13 protein-coding genes and 1 tRNA gene are annotated in these 18,510 nt (G+C 51.2%); 11 read left to right on the top strand and 3 right to left on the bottom strand.

The window, feature by feature from the left end:
- Positions 1 to 380 precede the first annotated feature (380 nt).
- A tRNA-Phe gene (locus SH451x_RS23435) sits at positions 381 to 453 on the bottom strand.
- Positions 454 to 681: 228 nt separating this feature from the next.
- Here SH451x_RS23435 and SH451x_RS23430 point away from each other — a divergent pair.
- The 8 genes from SH451x_RS23430 (at position 682) to SH451x_RS23395 (ending at position 13,758) form a co-directional block, all read left to right on the top strand.
- Positions 682 to 2,367, top strand: coding sequence for a prenyltransferase/squalene oxidase repeat-containing protein (locus SH451x_RS23430; RefSeq protein WP_479359676.1), 1,686 nt, complete (start codon positions 682 to 684; stop codon positions 2,365 to 2,367).
- Between the two features lie 39 nt (positions 2,368 to 2,406).
- Positions 2,407 to 3,318 carry a hypothetical protein gene (locus tag SH451x_RS23425; RefSeq protein WP_479359675.1) on the top strand — a complete coding sequence of 304 codons (912 nt, stop codon included), beginning with the start codon at positions 2,407 to 2,409 and terminating at the stop codon, positions 3,316 to 3,318.
- A 357-nt stretch (positions 3,319 to 3,675) separates the two neighbouring features.
- Positions 3,676 to 4,332 carry a MotA/TolQ/ExbB proton channel family protein gene (locus SH451x_RS23420; RefSeq protein ID WP_479359674.1) on the top strand — a complete coding sequence of 219 codons (657 nt, stop codon included), beginning with the start codon at positions 3,676 to 3,678 and terminating at the stop codon, positions 4,330 to 4,332.
- 64 nt (positions 4,333 to 4,396) lie between these two features.
- Entirely contained in the window at positions 4,397 to 4,876 is a 480-nt protein-coding gene (locus tag SH451x_RS23415) for an ExbD/TolR family protein (protein ID WP_479359673.1), read from the top strand.
- 151 nt (positions 4,877 to 5,027) lie between these two features.
- Positions 5,028 to 5,726 carry an ExbD/TolR family protein gene (locus tag SH451x_RS23410; RefSeq protein ID WP_479359672.1) on the top strand — a complete coding sequence of 233 codons (699 nt, stop codon included), beginning with the start codon at positions 5,028 to 5,030 and terminating at the stop codon, positions 5,724 to 5,726.
- Positions 5,727 to 5,753: 27 nt separating this feature from the next.
- Positions 5,754 to 9,212, top strand: coding sequence for an outer membrane protein assembly factor BamB family protein (locus SH451x_RS23405; protein ID WP_479359671.1), 3,459 nt, complete (start codon positions 5,754 to 5,756; stop codon positions 9,210 to 9,212).
- Complete coding sequence (locus tag SH451x_RS23400; RefSeq protein ID WP_479359669.1) at positions 9,213 to 11,588, top strand: ABC transporter substrate-binding protein; 2,376 nt, start codon at positions 9,213 to 9,215, stop codon at positions 11,586 to 11,588.
- Positions 11,589 to 11,739: 151 nt separating this feature from the next.
- Positions 11,740 to 13,758: a hypothetical protein gene (locus tag SH451x_RS23395; RefSeq protein ID WP_479359668.1), complete on the top strand. Its 2,019-nt coding sequence runs from the start codon at positions 11,740 to 11,742 to the stop codon at positions 13,756 to 13,758.
- Between the two features lie 25 nt (positions 13,759 to 13,783).
- Here SH451x_RS23395 and SH451x_RS23390 read toward each other — a convergent pair whose 3' ends face one another.
- Both SH451x_RS23390 and SH451x_RS23385 read right to left on the bottom strand, forming a co-directional pair.
- Complete coding sequence (locus SH451x_RS23390; protein ID WP_479359666.1) at positions 13,784 to 14,434, bottom strand: NAD(P)H-dependent oxidoreductase; 651 nt, start codon at positions 14,432 to 14,434, stop codon at positions 13,784 to 13,786.
- A 27-nt stretch (positions 14,435 to 14,461) separates the two neighbouring features.
- Positions 14,462 to 15,328, bottom strand: a complete 867-nt coding sequence (locus SH451x_RS23385) for a leucine-rich repeat domain-containing protein (RefSeq protein WP_479359665.1) — start codon at positions 15,326 to 15,328, stop codon at positions 14,462 to 14,464.
- Between the two features lie 258 nt (positions 15,329 to 15,586).
- Between SH451x_RS23385 and lpdA the strand changes: the two genes are divergently transcribed.
- The 3 genes from lpdA to mch are packed head-to-tail and all read left to right on the top strand — an operon-like array spanning position 15,587 to position 18,504.
- A complete protein-coding gene (gene lpdA / locus SH451x_RS23380; RefSeq protein WP_479359663.1) occupies positions 15,587 to 16,984 on the top strand; it encodes a dihydrolipoyl dehydrogenase in 1,398 nt (465 codons plus the stop codon).
- Between the two features lie 15 nt (positions 16,985 to 16,999).
- A complete protein-coding gene (gene ybeY, locus SH451x_RS23375) occupies positions 17,000 to 17,536 on the top strand; it encodes an rRNA maturation RNase YbeY (RefSeq protein ID WP_479359661.1) in 537 nt (178 codons plus the stop codon).
- 5 nt (positions 17,537 to 17,541) lie between these two features.
- Positions 17,542 to 18,504, top strand: a complete 963-nt coding sequence (gene mch, locus SH451x_RS23370) for a methenyltetrahydromethanopterin cyclohydrolase (protein WP_479359659.1) — start codon at positions 17,542 to 17,544, stop codon at positions 18,502 to 18,504.
- Positions 18,505 to 18,510: the final 6 nt, after the last annotated feature.

Raw genomic sequence — 18,510 nt, 5'->3', positions numbered from 1 at the left:
TGCTACGCAGCGATACTCAAAGCCGCTGGCATTAAACAACGAGACGATCTAATCCCGGCGTTGCGCCGCGGCTGCGAGACTCATTCGTCGGACTGGGGCATCCGCACTATGCTGTTAGCCCGTGGCCGGGCCGCAGCGACACGGTCAGCAAAGGCCATTATTTGATGGTTGCCATTTAATGTTTAACAGCGAGACTTTCAAGCTGGTGGCGCAGGCGCAGGCAAAACCGGAAGACAATCTAAGAGAAAAAACGTTCTAGAAAATCGTGCCCGGAAGGCGATGGAACGGCAGAGAATCCGAGAGAACCGTCGAATTGACGCTTGAGAGTTGTTTCGCGTTAGGAACTTCCAAAACCCCAGGAAATACTGGGGGTTTATTAGTGGCCAGAGGCGGGCTCGAACCGCCGACACACGGATTTTCAGTCCGTTGCTCTACCAACTGAGCTATCTGGCCAAAAAGTCGTTACAAAATAATCGACTTCTCTTGAATCGAAACATAGGAACAAGGTCCGTTTCGGCGTAGAATGCTATTGGAAGTTCATCGGATTGTCAATTCACCTTACAGCACCAATTGGAAAGGTATCTGATACAATCCTCGTCACTTCCAAATACTCATTTCGCAAATTACTGCACGGGCTAGTCTGCTTTTCCCTCTAAACGGCAGTTTCAAGGAGATTTCCACGTGAACGTTGGTGTGCTACCGGCATTTAAGTTCGGGAACAAATGGTCGCTTCAGCTTGGACTCGCCACGCTACTGTTGGTCGCTCCCTCCAACAGTGCGCTTGCCGAAGAATACACGCCCGAGTCGGAGAAGGTCCGGCAGATGGTCGATCGCGGTGTCGGCTTTCTTGAATCTCGTGGTGCTACCGGGCATGGCGTTGGCTACGAAATCTTGATGGGTTATACCGTCTTCAAAGCAACGGATAATCCGGAACATCCGATCGTGCTGAACGGACTTTCGCAAGCCAAAACGGTTGCGAAAAGCAGCACATCCAAAGGCGGCGATCTAGAGACATTGCACGAGTATAACTACGTGTTAAGCGTTTCGATTCAACTGATGGCAGCCGTCGACCCCGTCGCTCATGCTAGCGACTTGCAGAACATGTTGAAGTATTACATCAACCGCCAAAAAGCCTCCGGTGCCTACGGATATCAACATGAACCCTACTTGAATCAAGGCGACACATCTCAAACGCAGTATGTATTGCTAGGCATGTGGGCTCTTGATCATGCGAACGTTGAGGTCCCGACGGAGAGTGTCGAGCGAGCGTTCAACTGGTTAAAGGACACACAGTACGGCGATGGCGGTTGGGCATATCAGTTCCCCGCCAATGGACAATATCGACAGAATCACGTCATGACGGCGGTCGGGATGTCTGCTGTCATGATTGCGGGCGACATCATGGGAGTCTTGCGTGGCGGGGGTGGGTCGGCCATGGATGCACTCGACGGTGCAGACCAAGATTACGGAGTGCCGGTCGTGTTTCGGCGGGTAATCGAGGAGAAAGATGGCGGTAAAAAAGTTGCCGTAAGCCAAGGCACCATCGCAGCTTCCGCTGCCCGCGCCGACCGCTGGATCGCTTCAAACGCCTATCAACGACAGCCTGGGCAAAACTGGCATTATTATTACCTCTACAGTATCGAACGTTACCAAGCTTTTGCTGAAGCGATGAAGGGCAAACGCGAAAAGAGCCCACAGTGGTACAACGACATTGTCGAGGGCCTTATCAAAAACCAAAACGGTGAAGGTGCGTGGGGACGAAACGATCCTGACGCTGGATCAGCCGAATCCAGTACCTGCTTTGCTATTTTGACTCTTCTACGCACAACTCAAAAGTCGATTGGCGACATAAGCGAAGCCGTCGCGACCGGCGGCTGGGGTTTGCAGGCCGATATGAGTTCGGTCGACGTAAAATCGGGAAAGGTCGAAGATAAGAAAGCGATCACCGACATGGATCAAGCGTTGTCGATGCTAGAAACGGATGGCGCCACCAAGGATGTTTCCGACGATCTGGCAAAACGTATTCGGCTGGATGCAGATCCGAAGGTCCGCGAGCAGCAACTCGATCGCTTTGCACGGCTTATTCGCAACGGAAATTCCATGTCGCGGCGGGTCGCAGCCAAAGTCCTTTGCCGCGGTGACAATATGGATATGGTGCCCTTCTTGATTTATGCCCTCAGCGATCCTGATGCAAAGGTAAATCAGAATGCAGAGAATTCGCTTCGCGTGTTGAGTCGCCAGCTAAATACATACAAAATACCGATCGAAAATGAAGTAGAATTCCCACTGAAAGTGCGTCAAGAGGCGCAGGATTATTGGAAAGCGTGGTACAAAACCGTTCGTCCAGACTATATTTTCTTAGAGTAAGAGCGACCAAGGCGATTCGACCTTAGCGAGGCACAAATCATGAGCGCAGTTCTCGAACAACAAGACGACAGTACTGAGTTTCAGTCGGCGTTGAAAACTACGCGGACCGACCAGTACTCCAGCGCGCTTTTTGCACTGATCGTAATGATCGGTGCTGGGGTTCTTATGTTAGGCGCATTGTTTGTTTTGAGAATTCCTCGCCATCAAGAAGTGCAGATGGTCATTATTGACCCGCTGCCAGAAGGCACGGAAAATCCGCCTGGCCTTGAGCAAGATTCAGAACCGCCTGCCCCCGAAGAAATCGAAGAGCTGAACGAACCAACACTCGACGAGACTCTTTCAAACATCACCGACTCGATTTCCGCTGCACTCGACGTTGGAACGCAGGGAGCGGGAAAGGGCGATAATCGACGACCAGGGCCTCCTGGCGACGCTGACATCATTCCGCGCTATGAACGCTGGGAGCTAAAGTTCACAGCGAGAGATCTCAATGGTTACGCCAAACAGCTTGATCACTTCAAAATCGAATTGGCAGCTGTCGGTGGAGGAAAGCCGCTGGTCGATTACGCGGCCAATGTCGGCAGTTCGCCTAAAACTCGAAGTGGACGTGGAGATGCCGAAAAGCGACTTTACTTTATGTTCCGCAACGAAGGGCCACTGCTGCAGTTCGACCGCCAACTCTTGAAGAAGGCGTCTGTTGAAACGGGCGGTCGGACAATATTGAAATTTTTGACACCTGAGCTAGAAAATGAGCTCGCGAATTTAGAATACAACTATGCAAAGAAGCAGCTCAATACGTCTGATACTCCGGGCGTGGTGGCGATGCAAATTGCAAAGACAATTTTTGAGAGCCAGCCGGTAACTGGCAAAGGTTACCAGTGGGTGATTGTAGACCAACGATATCGAAAACCAAAAGCTCCTGCCGCCAAGGCAGCGGCTGCAAAAAAATAACGCTTTGCTTTTGTGGTGCACACCAATACTCGTCTTGCCCACAAATGCAACCAGCAAGGTTAGAATCATGCCCCAAGCCTCGGGCGGTTCGCCTCGAAGATGCTTTACTCGTCTGAGCTTATCCGTACAAGCGCCATAATTCGTCATCATTTGCTGCGCCCTGGGCTGAAAAGACTTGGGTTTAAGCGATGCAACATCCCTTGTAAGGGGTTTATGAATGCCGGAATCTGCTGCTTACGGAGAAAATTCACGAATGAGACTTAAGTAGTAGTCCCGCTAATCGCCAAGTCGAATTATGATGTGGCGACATTCGTAAATACTCGTCACATAACAATTCTCGAACGATCGATAGTCTGTATGAATCTGGATGAAGTCTTTAACTGGATTGGTTTTCTAAGTTATTTCGCGCTTGCTGCCGTGGCACTTTGGGGTGCATATTTTGTGATCTTGGTGCTCCAACGTGTCGCCAGTAAGCGATTTAAGAGTGAAGCAGCGCAAGATATTTTTCTGGATGCTATCGAACCCGCTCTCGCCGACGGCCATTTTGAAGAAGTTCTCGAAGCGTGCGGTACTGACAATCGAGCCTTGCCGCAGATGATTACGCTCGCTCTCGAAAATCGTCATCTTGGTTTGGCAAAGTCTCGGCAGTTAGTGCTAGATCGATTTCAACGCGACGTGTTAGCTGATCTGGACGACCGAATCGCTTGGGTTGTGACGGTGATCAAGACGGCGCCGATGCTTGGGCTGTTCGGTACGGTTATGGGGATGATGGGTGCGTTCGGTAAATTGGCAACGGCGACTCAAATAGAGCCCTCTCTCTTGGCGTCCGATATCAACGTTGCGCTGCGAACCACATCGATGGGACTCGCAATCGCGATTCCGCTGACAATGTGTATGGCACTGATCAACAACCGGATCCGGCAAATGCAAGATTTGGTTACTGCTGGGCTAAATCGTTTCTTTGAGGCGTACAAAGTTGGTCTTACTCGTGAGCAACAGCGTGGAGCTGCTTAGCAACATTGCAATCTAGATTGATGCAACGAATCGACTGTGATTACAAGCTGAAGGCAACTATTTGATGAGTGTCGTTATCGACGAGCCACAAGAGCAAGTGGCTTTTCCAAAGAAGAATTTAGCAGATGGGGAGATGGATATCACTCCGATGATCGACATTGTCTTTCTGCTGCTTATTTTCTTCGTGGTGACTTCCAAGATGACGGCAGAACAAGCCCCTAAGGTTCCGCCCGCGCGGCACGGGGTGGCGGTCAATATCCAGAACAATATCGCTTTGGTGCTGAGCCGAGGCGGGGGAGAGACGGCTCGCGTGCGAGCAGAGGGGACTGGCGGAGCGGATCGAAACTTCTCCGACGATCCAGAGCAGCAGACGGCCGAAGTGATTGAATATATCACTTCAGAAATTGAAAAAGGGAAAAGCGATGTTTTGCTTCGCGCCGAAGGTGACGTGAAGAACGGCGAAATAAAGCGGATCCGTGATGCACTGTCCGAAGTCTTGGAAGACGGTCAAATGATCAACATTTCGGTTACGCATGAGAGTTAGCTGGTGTTGGAGGCGGCACGTTTAACCTCTCTGGCAATTGTTCGTCCGATTTAAGCGTTTAAATAACTTTTTAAAGGTTGGCTTGGTTTTAATGGCAGGTTTGCGATTCCAATGCCCGAATTGTCGCGGCCAACGAACGGTTAACCGGCGCATGGCCGGTCGCAGTATTCGCTGCCCCGAGTGTGATTCTGTGATTACGATCCCGGAGCTTCCGTCTGAAGTGGCGCCAGTTATTCCATTGGGGGCTGCCAGCGAAAGCAACATGGACCGCGAGCCGCTCGTTACTCCGAAGTACTCAGTTCCCGCCGCCGTTGAACTCAGTCACGTTCAACCGAGCGGTTCGGTCGGTGGAAGTGCGCAATATCCTGAACCAACATCGCTGCTGAGCGAAGAACTAGAGGACGAGCCTGTTGACTTGGGGCCTCGTCCGCCAGACGAAAACGATATGGACATGACGCCGATGGTCGACGTTACGTTCTTGTTGCTGATCTTCTTTATGATTACCGCTTCGTTTTCTAGTGAGAAGGTAATTCAGCAGCGTACGACACCCAAAGATGCGGCGTCATCACAAACGCTGGACGTGGTGGATACGCTGACGATTCGCATTGATGAATTGAATTCGTTTTTAATCATGCTGCCTGATCAGTCGGAGCGAGAGGCTTCCAACAAGCAGGACTTGTTGATCGTGCTGGATGAATCAAGAAAAGAAGGTCTGCTCGACGACGTTGAAAACGTTATCGTGGAAGCCCATGAAGAGAGTATCCATGCGACGGTTGTAGCTGCCCTGGACGCAAGCCGCTCGGAGGGATTCTCAAATTTTCAAGTCAAAGTCGTCGAAGAGTTCGAATAATCGATAACAGATAGATTTAACGTAAGTATGCTCGCCAACAAATTTATTGACCTGCTCGAAAGCGAAAAACTACTTGATCCTGAGATGATCGAAGAACTGCGACGTCAAGTTGCGCAGTCTGGAAATCGTCTGCCGATTGAGACACTTGCAAAGCTCTTGGTTGAAAACGAACAGCTGACCAAGTTTCAAGCGGCACGGCTTGTCTCCCAGGTCAAAGAACAAAGGTCTGCGCCAAAGGTCGATCCGGTCAGCCCCGTCGAAGATGATTTGACGATCGCCGAACCTGACGACGTCAAGCCTAAAACCAAGAAGGATTCGTCGGTGGCCGATGCGCCTGTGGCGATCATCGTTGGTGACGACGACGTAGAAACAGTTGAAATCATTGATGAAGATGATGACGCTGTCGTGGTGGCTGAAGTAATTGAGTCCGAGGATCCAGGCGCGGCCGCCGCTGGAGCCGATGTGCCACAACTCCGACGTCCCGTTCGAAGTTCTAGCCGCTCCACCGTTGCCCCGCCAAGCCGCTGGGAGACGATGCGAACCTACGGTGCATTCGGTGCGTTCTTGGCCGTTCTCGTTGCATTCGGTTTCTTGGTAACCTGGTTTATGCAGGGAAGTGCCGAAGACTCCTTGGCCGCTGCGAAGGCATCGTATGAAGCCCAGGATTATGCGAAGGCAATCAAACGCTATGAACAGTTCGCAGAAGGCTTTCCCACACACAAAGATACTAGTTTCGCTCGATCACGAATTGCTGTCGCAAAAATCCGCGAAGCCACCGAGAAATCGAATGATGTGTTTGAAGCGACGAAGGTTGCGAAGTCGATTTTACCTTCGGTGATGGATGAATCCCAGCTCTCGCAAGTGCGCGGTGACTTGGCTGGTGCTTTGATCAATATCGGTGACAAATACATTTACAAAGCAGAAAGCGCAAAGACTAACGAAGAACGAAAAACGCTCGTTGAAGGGCTGCGCGATCAGATGGAACTGATTCAAAACCCGCAATATATTGCCAGCCAAGAACGCAAGCAGAATGAACCCAAAATCAATTCGTTGGAAGAATCGCGGCAGCGTCTGCTGCGAGATATTCAGCGGAGCGAAGACCGTCAGAAAGCAGCTGGCGAAATGCAGGCTGCCTTGGAAGCCAAAGATGCTGCGACCGCCTACGGAGTTCGGCAAACACTGGTTCGGCGGTATCCGCAACTGCAAGGTGACGCAGAACTATCTACACTCTTGAGCAATGCAACGCAACTAGTGCAGGAGCGAGTTACGGAAGCTAAAGACAGGCCCGAACTGACGGATGTGGAGTCCGCGGCCTCGATTGGCAAACGTGTGTTATTGACGAACAACACCGGTAAGCCGCTTGGTTTGCGTGAAGAGCAAATGTTGTTTGTGAAGGCCAAATCGTCTATCTATGGAATCCAAGCATCGGACGGCAAAGTAGTTTGGCGACAATTTATCGGCAGTCGTGACTTAATAGAGCCGCTGTCAGTCTCGGACAATGCCGTCGAGTCTGGTTCGGCAGCGGACTGTATCTTGGCTATGCCGTCGGCTGGTATTCTGCGACGGATGGCTGCTAGCTCGGGTGAAACCAAGTGGAATCTTTCGTTCAATCAAAAGATTTATCAGCCTCAACCAGATCGCAACCTGCTTTTCGTCACCGACGCTTCTGGGCGTGTGACCTGCGTTGATAGCGAATCGGGACAAACCCGTTGGTGCAAGCAACTGCCGCAGTCCTTGAGTTGTGGTGTCAGCAGCGGGACCGCGAAGAAATCGATTTTTGTGCCTGGAGATAGTTCCAATCTCTATACGATCTCACGACGTGACGGTTCTTGCTCCCACGTGTTCTACACGGGACACGAGCCAGGCACCATGGTTGTCCCGCCGCTAGCGCTGCTCAACAGATTGCTACTGTTTGAGAACATTGGGCCTGGCTATTCTCAAATTCGTATTCTCGCGTTGAACGCCGAAGAGACAGAGGTGACTGCGAGCCAAGATTCAATCCGATTACGCGGGCATATTTTAGTGCCGCCTCAAGTCGAAGGTCGCCGCGCGGTCGTCGTCACAGATCTTGGCGAAATTTCTGTCTTCGAAATTGAGACGGTCAACGGTGAACAGCGACTTGTAAAAATGGCTGGACTGGTAGCCAGTGAAACGAATTCCAAGATCTCGTGGCCATTGCTTGTGGGGAATGATCTTTGGGTCGCTGCGAATCAATTAACCAAATATCAGGTGCAAGCCGCACGGCAAGAAGTTATTCGCGAGTGGGTTCGCGATGACGAAGATCAATTTCTCTCACGACCGATCGCGGTAGAAAACTTCGTAATCCACACCCGAAACGTCCGCGGTACGGAAGGTGTGCGTGTAACGGCGATCAACAACAAGGAAGGCGATCCTGTGTGGGAAGCCAACTTGGGGGTTCCTGTCGTTGGCATCATGCAGAAAGGCTCTGCGTTCCATGCGATCACGTCGCAAGCAGCACTCTACAGCATTGAAGCTTCGAATATCGGCAGTGGACAGATCGACGGCCCGATTGCAAATCCCGGGCGCAACCAACGTCAGATGTCATTTAACAAAGTTGCTAAATCGATAAACGGCAGCTTGGTGGCTGTGAACTCGGAGCGGGGAAATCAAGTCGCATATTATTCGAATCAGTTGGCGAATGATCGTGCTCTAACCATTATTTCTTCAGCAACCGGCGATGGACGCCCCAGTGCAGCCCCGTTGTGGCTGGAAGATGGGATCGTAATCCCAATGGAGAATGGCCAATTGGTTGCGATTGACCCTAAAACGGGACAAGCGATCGGTGCGCCAATCCAACCGCCTATGGAGCCTGGTACAAGTATCTCTTGGGCAACCCCGACGCTTTTAGATGACCAACGGACGCTCGTGGCCGCAAATTCTACAAAGCAACTGTTCCGCATCGCAACCGGGAAACAATTCAGCAGTCTGAATAATGTCCCTATGGCCAACGCAGTCGTAGGTCGGCTGGCAGCGACCAACAACCAAGTTCTGGTACCGACGCAAGGTGATCAATCAAGCTATGTAGAAATCTATGACGGGACAGACCTTACACGAGAGAATGTCGTCGCGATCGAAGGCCGAATCGTGTGGGGAATTCATAAAGTGAATGAACTTGGGATATTCTATAGCAATATCGAAGGCTTAGTTGCAATCAACAGTGCAGGGGAGCGTGTCTGGGCTGCTGCATTGCAAGACATTGCGCCTGTGGGAGTGCCGCAAGTCGTCAATGAAGAAATGATCGTTGCGACGAGGGAAGGGAACCTTTACCGGTTCAACTTGCAGAATGGCAAAGTCACGGGTGTTCTTAGAACGGGTGAAACCGTCAGCAGCGAACCTTTTGTCGCAGGGAATGGCTTGCTCGTGCCAGGGGACGAAGGAAACGTTTTGGCGGTGGGCATGGATCAGTTCAAGCCTTACGAACCACAGGGCGGCGGAAATTCCTCGTCTGGAAGCGGAGCTAATTAGATGAGCCTTACGAATGCTCCAGTGCAAAAAGCGTGCAGACCGATTACAAGCTTTCGGCGAATTCCATTCGGCATGAATCTGTGGGTTTGTGTGTGTCTACTGGGCGCTTGTTGTCTCACAAGCACCGCGGTTTTTGCACAAGCAGAAGGCTCGGCGACGACTACTTCTCTTCTGGACGAAGACGCGTTTGATCAAATCGTGCTGACCCAGGAAGCTGGCGGCGAAACGGTTCGTGTTTTCGATATCGAGTTTCCTGGTGGTAAGATCCCTGCGAATCCTGATCCCAACTCCGAACTCGAAGTAACGCTTATGATCTATCCAGATCGTCGTTACCGTGTTTTCTGGAGAGATATCGAACGGGTGGAAACGTACGAACAACTCTTGCTTCAAGCGGCTAAGAGTTATTTGGCTAAGAAGGATTATGCAAACGCATTCGAACACTTGAATCGTGTTATTCAGGATTATCCGACCACGCCAATGTTGGGTGCATTGAAGGAGCAGTTTCTTTTTGACAGCGCCCAAGGGTTGTTTGCAGAGAAGAGATTCGCTCATGCACTTGCCGTACTGGAAGAAATACGACGTTCGAATCCAAGTCTAAAACCGTCAGTAGTCGAAGGCGCTATTTCAAGTGTGGCGAGCCAACTGATCGAGAGCTACTTTCAAGATGGAAAGCTTGAGATCGCGCAACAAATGATTGCTCGACTAGAGATTGACTACGGAGATAAAATCCCCGCCGTAGCACAATGGAAAAGTCGCTTTACGGAGCTAGCCAGAAAATACGGTGCGGAAGCAATCAAACTGCGTGATCAAAAGAAATATGATGAAGCGCATGCTGCCGCGATCAAAATGTTGGAGATTGATCCCGATGTGCCTGGCGGATTAGCCTTGCTACGCCAGATTGACACCGTTCACCCGATGCTGCGAGTAGGCGTCTTCCAAAGTTCCACGAGACCAAATCCTACGTCCCTGGGCGATTGGCCCGCGCGTCGCATGGGAGCATTGGTAACAAGGTCGCTGTTCGAATTCGAAAGCACGGGCCCCGAGGGCGGGAAGTACAATTTTGTGTTAGGCAACTACGAGGTAAGTGCGGATCAGACAGAATTGATGTTGCGCTTTAATCGCAGCTTGATTGGCAAGAACGGGATGCCTGACGCCTACCAAGTCGGGCATTGGATGCTTCGAAAAGCCGATGCCTCAAGCCCTTTCTATGATCCGGGTTGGGCGTCAATCTTCAAGTTGGTCGAAGTGGACGGGCAAGACTACCTGCGTGTGCAGTTGCGACAAAGTCACGTGCTTCCGTTTTCGTTTATGCAATGGCCGCTCGACCAGTTAGCGACGGAGGATACCGCTTCGCCGCAAGGCACCTACAAGATCACGGAAGTAACGAAGGAAAAAAGTTACTATTCCTGGAATGAAGAAACCGCGCCTGATCCAGGGCAGCCGATCGATGTGATTGAATTCCGATACGACAAACCATATCCGGCCATCTCTGATTTGTTGAAAGGGCGGATTGATGTCATCGACCGAATTTTCCCTTCCGACGCAAAACTGTTGGCAAATGATCGCAGAATTCGTGTCGAAAGCTACGCGCTGCCTATTGTGCATATGCTCGTCCCCAAAAGCGACGATCCGTATGTTAGCCAGTTGATGTTTCGTCGTGCTTTGTTGTATTCGATTGATCGAGAGTCCATTCTGCAGAACGATTTGCTGGGCGGTCCTCTGAGTGCAGAGAACCGTCCTATTAGCGGTCCGTTCCCCGTCGGGGCAAGCGAGAATGATCCGCTGTCGTACGCTTATAACGAATCGATCAAGCCTCTTGCGTACGATTTGAATCTCGCCAAGTTCCTAATTGAGATAACCAAGAAAAATTTTGAACTGGTCGCAGAGAAGACAAAAGAACCTGCTCCGGTGTTGAAGGAGATAGTTCTTGGCGTACCCGATTTTGAAGCTGCGAGGGTAGCCGGCGAAGTTTTTATTCAGCAATGGGGACGGATCGGCGTACCATCCAGGCTTGTTGTTTTGACGGAGGAAAACAAAGACACACCCGTCGATTTTCTGTACGTATCCGCCGCCGTTTGGGAACCTGCTGTTGACGCCAACCGCTTGTTGGGTGAGGGTGGCATTGCGATGACCGATAATCCATTCATCGTGCAAGCGTTAACGCGATTGCGATTGGCGCGTAACTGGCGGCAAGTCCGGGGAGCCTGTCAAGACCTACACGAGTTGGTTAATTCTCACTTGCCGATCCTGCCGTTGTGGCAAGTTGGAGAAATGTTTGCCTATCGCGCCGACCTTACCGGCGTGCCAAGGAAGCCCGTAACACTTTATCAAAACGTCCAGCGTTGGCGACTAAATCGAGATAAAGACGGCAGCTAGGAGCAGGGCGCCGAGTTTTTACTGGACGCATTGCATCGTATCACGACTGAAAAAAGAATCCGCGTTAAAAAGTATTTCTAAAGTGTTTAAACGAGTGAACGACAAGATGGATGCCTGTGGTTGTCTGATACGCAGGCAATGCTTATTGGGCATGCTCTTATCCACAGTTCTTGTGTTTGCACTGGGCCATTCTCGCTGCAGTGCTCAAGATATACCTTGGGAATACAACCCCTATCGAATTCATTGTTGGCTGTCTGTCGATCCATCTCTTGGTTGGGATGCACGTGAGCACGACGACGTCCAGCGTCAGATAGTCGATAGTTTGGATAGAACGTTTGGTGCTGCGGCAACGGTAAGCTGCACTCCGACACCTCCGTCGCTTTCCGCCGATGTGCTCTATTCTTTGGGCAGCCTAAAATTAGACACTCTCCTGGGGCGGGAGCTAGTGATCGCTACATCGCGAAAGCACGCAGAAGGTAAAGATGCCCGAACAATGGAGTCAGCGGTTGAGAATCTCAGCGAAGTTGCGATCAATTCGTCTAGTTTGCAGAGTTTTCGAAATAACCTTCTGGCCGCACGTGAATCAAACGAGTTTTTTCCAGTCTTCGCCGAACGCCTCAAGCCGTTTAGCGGGCCTACCTCAAACATCGAGGGCAACGACCCTGTAGCTGTTGCGCTCGCAAATGCTGAGATACCCATTGCGATCGTCTCACGCGCTTTCGCCAAAGCAAACAGTAAAGAAGTCCGTTCCCTTCCGGCGGTGTATCCCTGGCACTTGCAGTCGGTTTTAAATCAATACGACAAGATCATTGCGGTAGCGATCACTAGAGACAGTGTCGGATTAAAGATTGAGTTGCGTGAGATCGATTGTGTTCTTCGCAGTGTTGGGCTTCAAGTTGATTCGCGGCTCGCATTTGATTCTCTGGTCGGTAAGCGAATCGCCAGTCTCGCGCGTTCGGTTTTTGTACCTTATGTGCGACTAGAAAGCGCAGATGCGACAATGGCTGTGACGCGAGTTCGGGCCGGTGCGTTAATTAGTGACCCCAATCACCCTTGCCATATTGGAACCGGAGACGTTCTTCGACCCATTGTGCGACGCGACGATCGCAGTGGCGAGCCGAGTCTGATTCAGTACATTCCTTGGACTTTCATGGTCGTTAGTGACGGGGCCGATGCCAAATTTAACTGCGCGATTTTTTCTGGAGTACGTAATCCGCTCCAAGGTAGGCCCAACAGAAGATTGCGCAAACTGGCGACCTTAGTACGGCCAGTGCATGAACAAACAGATTTGAAGTTAAAGATTGCGGGACCTCGAGGAGGCATTGTGCCGGGCTGCGCTGTTTACCGACGGACGCCAGGTACAGAAGATTTAGAATTGGTGGGACGATCTGACTGGCGCGGGATTATATCGATTGCCTACGAGTCGCTCCCAACTGTGCAGTATGAAAAACCTCAGAAGAAAGCTGCTACAAAGGAAGCGAACGCATCGGATGTGGCCGAAGCAGCCACTCCGGAAGCATCAACACCAAACAATGAGGGGACACCGGCCGAAGGAGAGTCGAAGCCAGTGACTGCGCCGGAGGTGGCCGAAAAGGCGAAGCCGGAGATGATTCAGTTACAAGCCAATGCGCCGCTATATTTCTACTATGTCAAGAATGGTAATCGGCTGTTGGCTAAATTACCTGTAGTGACTGGCTTGGAGTCTCTTCAGATCGCAGATTTGCCCGACGACAGCAAGCGGTTGGAAGCTGAAGCGTTTATTAAGGGTGTAGAAGGACAAATCTTGGATGTCGTTGCACGACGACTTTTGCTCCGCAGAAAAATCGAAAACGCTCTCGGTAGTGCCAACGTAGAAGAAGCCAAAAAATTGCTGGACGAGCTCAAGCAAGTCAAAGACTATAATTCGTTCTCCGAGGACTTGAACGCTATCCAACAGCGAATCCTATCCACCTCGGAAGGGAACTCAATTCCGCTGCGCACGCAGCGCAGCATCGACAAAATGTTTGAGATCACGCGTGGTCAGATGCAGAAGTATCTTCAAGACTCCAACGTACGCGAGATGGAAGTCGCCATTGTGAATTTTGAAAATGGCACCACGCCAGCACCCGAACCTGTAGATGCACCAGCATCTTCTGCTGCAGATGTTCCAGCCGAAGCGCCAGCGGAATAATCACGGCTCTGATCGTAAACAGCGTTTACTCGAAGTGTTGAAACACTTCTTCTATATCAAAGCGAACTTTAGGTTGAGTTGCGGACGCATCTGTTTCCGCTCGGTATCCCAGCGCACATGCCACCACGGTCGAAAACCCAGTCTGATCAAGGCCAAGGATCTTGTCGTAAGCCTCAGTGTCAATGCCTTCCATTGGGCATGCATCAATACCCATCATGGCAGCTGCAGTCATTAGCTGTCCCAGCGCGATGTAGACCTGTCGCGCAGTCCAAGCTGGAAGTGTGTTGACGGGCATGTCATTGACAAACTGCAGGATGACACGGCGATAGCCTTGCAAGGACTGCTGCGTTACACCCCTTTCGAGAGCGACTTTCCGGAGAAAGCGATCGACGTGTTCTTCGTCAATTGTTTGTTGTGCAGCCATAATCACGAGATGTGAGCAATCTACCGTTTGACCTTGGCCCCAAGAGACGCCTCGCAATTGTTGTTTGATGGAAGCTTTGGTGACCACGATGAATCGCCATGGCTGAAGTCCAAAGCTGCTTGGTGTAAGATGGACCGATGTCCTTAGTGCATCCCAATCCTCATCTGCAATCCTCGCTTCAGGATCAAATTGTTTGACGGCGTAACGCCAGCGAAGCTGTTCGACGACGTTATCCCGTGTGACTTTGGCCATGTTGTTTCCGGCTGTGAACAATGTTCGTTACTGGCTAGTTTCCGGCTTCGATTCGTTGCCGTCAAAGATCCGTACACCATAATCTCGCAACTGTGCGAGGGCAGACGCGTCGTTAACGATGGGATTGTTATCGATATGTAATCGGAGGTATGGGGCAAACCTTCGACGATCTTCAACGTCTGCTTTACACATTTCGATCAATGGTGTGAGGTCTTCGATTTTGTTGTCACTGAGGTTTAAAACGCGAACTTCCTGCAATGGCTTCAAAAAGTGCAAGTCTTGAATATTGGAGCTTCTGAGATTGAGTGAACTGAGCCAGTGTAGGTTACCGACAACTGCGAAATTTTCGATGTTGTTTTTGCCAGCGTACAGGGAAGTGATTTTCTTCAGTTCGGCGATCGGCTCCAAGCTCTTAATCGCGTTTCCTTCCAGATACAGCGCGCGCATGTTCTTCATCTCTGACAGGGGCTTTATGTCGCCGATTTGGTTATTGTTTAGACGCAGGTACTGAATGTTGGTTAGCTGCGCGAGCGGTTCCAGGCTCTCGATCTTATTTTCGGCGAGATCTATCGATTGCAATCGGGTCAATTCAGCGAGTGGAGAGAGATCGTTGATCGCATTGCCCGCTAACTCAATTCGCATGATCGCTTTGCAATGCTGGAGACCTTCGAGTGATTCGATCTGGGCCTTGTTGCCTACGATTTGAGAGATGTTCTTCACATCATCGGCGGTTATCGGTTCTTCGTTAGTGCGTTTCGAAAATACTTCTTTGCGTACGACTGCTTCCAAGTTTTTGTCCGGAAAAACCGACTCTTGAGCATCAGCACCAGCAGCTAGAATCGAGTTAGTTAGAGAGACAAGAGTCGCAATAAAAATGAATCGGGAAAAATGCATGTTTATCGTCAGCAAAAATTGGGTAGGAAAAGGCTAAGGCGGGAATTGTCTGCGTATGGATCGCAGGAATCGTTACCTGCATAGTAATTGTGAATGGCAAATTTCGCCACCGGATCTATGGAGATTGCTGAAGTAGAGCTATGCTTGGATCTTGATTCCTAGATCATGGAAAGACCGCACAGCCAGCGGGCTTTGCATGACAAAAATTACTCGAAACTACGCGTTTTGCTGCCATAGCGAATGCCAGAGACAGGTGAAATGAAAACGATTGAATACGATTTAGTCGTCCTTGGGGGCGGTCCAGGGGGATATGTTGCCGCGATCCGAGCAGCGCAGCTCGGGATGCGCGTTGCCTGCGTCGACGAAAACCCAGTTTTTGGAGGGACGTGCCTGCGGATTGGTTGCATCCCTAGCAAGGCGTTGTTGGAGTCGAGCCACCTGTACGAGGAAGCTCAACACGGGCTCGGGACGCATGGTATCGAAGTCTCCGGCGTGAAGCTGGATCTGGCAAAGCTCATGGAGCGAAAAGACAAAGTCGTCCAGGCCCTTACCGGCGGCATCGGCATGCTATTCAAGAAGAATAAGATCGACGGCTACAATGGGCGAGGGAAGATGCGCGACGTTGATTCGGTGTTGGTCGAATCTCCTAACGGCGAGCCGACATTGCTGCGTGGGAAGAAGGTTATCCTCGCGACCGGTTCACGACCGGTCAACATGAAAGGTATCGAAGAAGATGGTGTGAATATTGGTAATAGCACCATGGCATTGTCACTTGATAAAGTGCCCGAACGATTCGTAGTGATCGGCGGCGGATATATCGGATTGGAGCTAGGAAGCGTTTGGAATCGCTTGGGCGCAAAAGTCACAGTGCTTGAAGCGATGGATCATCTGATGCCAACGCTCGATCAAGAAATCGCCAAGATTGCTCAACGCGTCTTCGCCCGCCAAGGCTTGGACTTTCAATTCGGCGCGTGGGTGGAAAGCGCAAAAGTTGAAGGCAAGCACTGCGTGGTGAAATGTAAAGGGAAGGATCCGATTGAATGCGATAAGGTATTGCTGTCTACCGGTCGCGTGCCCAACAGCGACAACATCGGCCTTGAAAACATTGGGCTGGAAACCGACAAGCGTGGCTACGTCGCTGTTGATGGGAACTATCAGACTGGCGTAAAGAACTTATTTGCAATCGGCGACCTGATCGGAGGCGCGATGCTCGCTCATAAGGCGATGGAAGAAGCCATTGTTTGTGTGGAGAAGATGAACGGCATTGGATCGCACGTCAATTACGATTGCATCCCTGCAATCGTGTACACGCATCCTGAAATTGCTACCGTTGGTAAAACCGAAGAGCAACTGGTGAGTGAAAACGTTCCGTTCCGTAAAGGTGTCTCGCCTTACGGTGCAAATGGTCGCGCCCGAACACTGGGTGATATCGAAGGTCGCGTGAAGATCCTGGCGCACAAAGAAACGGACCGCGTCTTGGGTGTGCACATCATTGGCGCCCGAGCTGGTGATTTGATCGCCGAAGCGGCTGCGGCCATTGAATTCGGCGCTAGCAGCGAAGACGTTGCGCGAACTTGCCATGCTCATCCGACCCTTTCAGAAGTTGTGCATGAAGCGGCGCTCGCTGTCGATGGTCGCGCGATCCATTCGGCATAACTTGGAAGGAACGCCATGGCTGTCGAAATAAGCTTTGTCGATGAGCATCCGTCACAACAGCTAACAGAGCAAGAGCAGCGGCGAATCGAGTCGACTCTCCAGCAGCTATTTGTCGATCACGGCGTAACTGTTGGGGAGCTTTCGATCGCAATTTTCGATGATCCGACGATCCAGCAGTACAATCAGAAGTACTTGGATCATGACTGGCCGACAGACGTTATATCGTTCCTGCTGTCGGACGAGCAGGAGAGCCTAGACGGGCAGTTGCTGGTGAGTCGCGACACGGCTGAGGCTGTGGCAGAAGAGTTACCATGGGATGGGGGAACTGAACTGCTGCTTTACACCATTCACGGGGCATTGCACCTGATTGGGTACGAGGATTCGGATGACTCTTCCGTTGATATTATGCGGCACCAAGAGCGAAAGTACCTGGAATTTGCAGGAGTACCCGATGCGGCGGGGCATCCACACTTTCAGGAACGCTCTAAATTGACGGCTTTGCGAGATGATGCAGCCGAGCAAGATTCTCAGTCGGAGGATACCGAAGGATGAATGAGATGCATGTCCGGCTAAACGAACAAGCTAGCTTGCTCTTGAAACGCTCTGAGCCAATGCTGGCAAGTTATCGCATCGAAAAACACCAACTGGCATGTGGGGCCATGGTTTATGATTTTGGTGTTCAGGCGATTGGGTCATTGCAAGCAGGACTTCTGTTTGCAAAGCTGTGTATGTCAGACTTGGGAACAGCTGAATTGGTGCCATCCAACCCTCAGTTGGGTTTGGGGCCATTGCCCTCGCTGCAGGTTACGACCGATGCGCCCGTGCTAGCCTGCATGGCTTCACAGTATGCTGGTTGGCCCGTCAAAGTTGGCAAGTTCTTCGCGATGGGCTCAGGGCCAATGCGTTGCAAGCGAGGTCGCGAGAAGTTGCTTGTACAATTGGGATTTCAGGATGATAGCGATGTCGCTATTGGGATCATGGAAGTCGACACGTTGCCGAACTGTGAGATCGCGCAACATATCTCTGCCGAATGCCGAGTGCCAGTCAACCAAATCGCACTGTGTGTGGCGCCGACGCGTTCCATGGCGGGAGTCGCCCAGATTGTGGCGCGTAGTGTGGAAACGGCGTTGCACCAACTGCATGAATTAGGGGGAGAGTTAAACGCAGTCAAATCGGCTATCGGCTGGGCTCCTATTCCACCGCCCGCGATCGACTTTTCGACGGCGCTTGGCAGAACGAACGATGCAATTTTGTACGGTGGGGCAGTGACGCTATGGGTGAAAGGAAACAGCGATCTGATGAGCCTTGTTGACCAGATGCCTAGCAGTCGCTCTCGCGATTGGGGCAAGCCTTTCGCGGAGATATTCGCGGAATACGATCACGACTTTTATAAGGTTGATCCAGGATTGTTTGCACCCGCCGTGGTAACGATGGTAGACCTTGACACGGGGCGTTCTCGAACGGCCGGTCAATTTCGCCCAGATTGCTTGGCCCAATCGTTTGGGACCGAGATGGCTTGATCGCGA

The organism is Njordella aestuarii (assembly GCF_056494165.1).
Note: the sequence above shows the minus strand (reverse complement) of the source record. Positions and strands in the feature narration are given on the sequence as shown.

Bases quoted from the DNA above. Each gene is read 5' to 3' on its own strand.
- SH451x_RS23425 (WP_479359675.1), top strand. From the start codon at position 2,407: ATGAGCGCAGTTCTCGAACAACAAGACGACAGTACTGAGTTTCAGTCG.
- SH451x_RS23420 (WP_479359674.1), top strand. From the start codon at position 3,676: ATGAATCTGGATGAAGTCTTTAACTGGATTGGTTTTCTAAGTTATTTC.
- SH451x_RS23415 (WP_479359673.1), top strand. From the start codon at position 4,397: ATGAGTGTCGTTATCGACGAGCCACAAGAGCAAGTGGCTTTTCCAAAG.
- SH451x_RS23410 (WP_479359672.1), top strand. From the start codon at position 5,028: ATGGCCGGTCGCAGTATTCGCTGCCCCGAGTGTGATTCTGTGATTACG.
- SH451x_RS23405 (WP_479359671.1), top strand. From the start codon at position 5,754: ATGCTCGCCAACAAATTTATTGACCTGCTCGAAAGCGAAAAACTACTT.
- SH451x_RS23400 (WP_479359669.1), top strand. From the start codon at position 9,213: ATGAGCCTTACGAATGCTCCAGTGCAAAAAGCGTGCAGACCGATTACA.
- SH451x_RS23395 (WP_479359668.1), top strand. From the start codon at position 11,740: ATGCTCTTATCCACAGTTCTTGTGTTTGCACTGGGCCATTCTCGCTGC.
- SH451x_RS23390 (WP_479359666.1), bottom strand. From the start codon at position 14,434: ATGGCCAAAGTCACACGGGATAACGTCGTCGAACAGCTTCGCTGGCGT.
- SH451x_RS23385 (WP_479359665.1), bottom strand. From the start codon at position 15,328: ATGCATTTTTCCCGATTCATTTTTATTGCGACTCTTGTCTCTCTAACT.
- lpdA (WP_479359663.1), top strand. From the start codon at position 15,587: ATGAAAACGATTGAATACGATTTAGTCGTCCTTGGGGGCGGTCCAGGG.
- ybeY (WP_479359661.1), top strand. From the start codon at position 17,000: ATGGCTGTCGAAATAAGCTTTGTCGATGAGCATCCGTCACAACAGCTA.
- mch (WP_479359659.1), top strand. From the start codon at position 17,542: ATGCATGTCCGGCTAAACGAACAAGCTAGCTTGCTCTTGAAACGCTCT.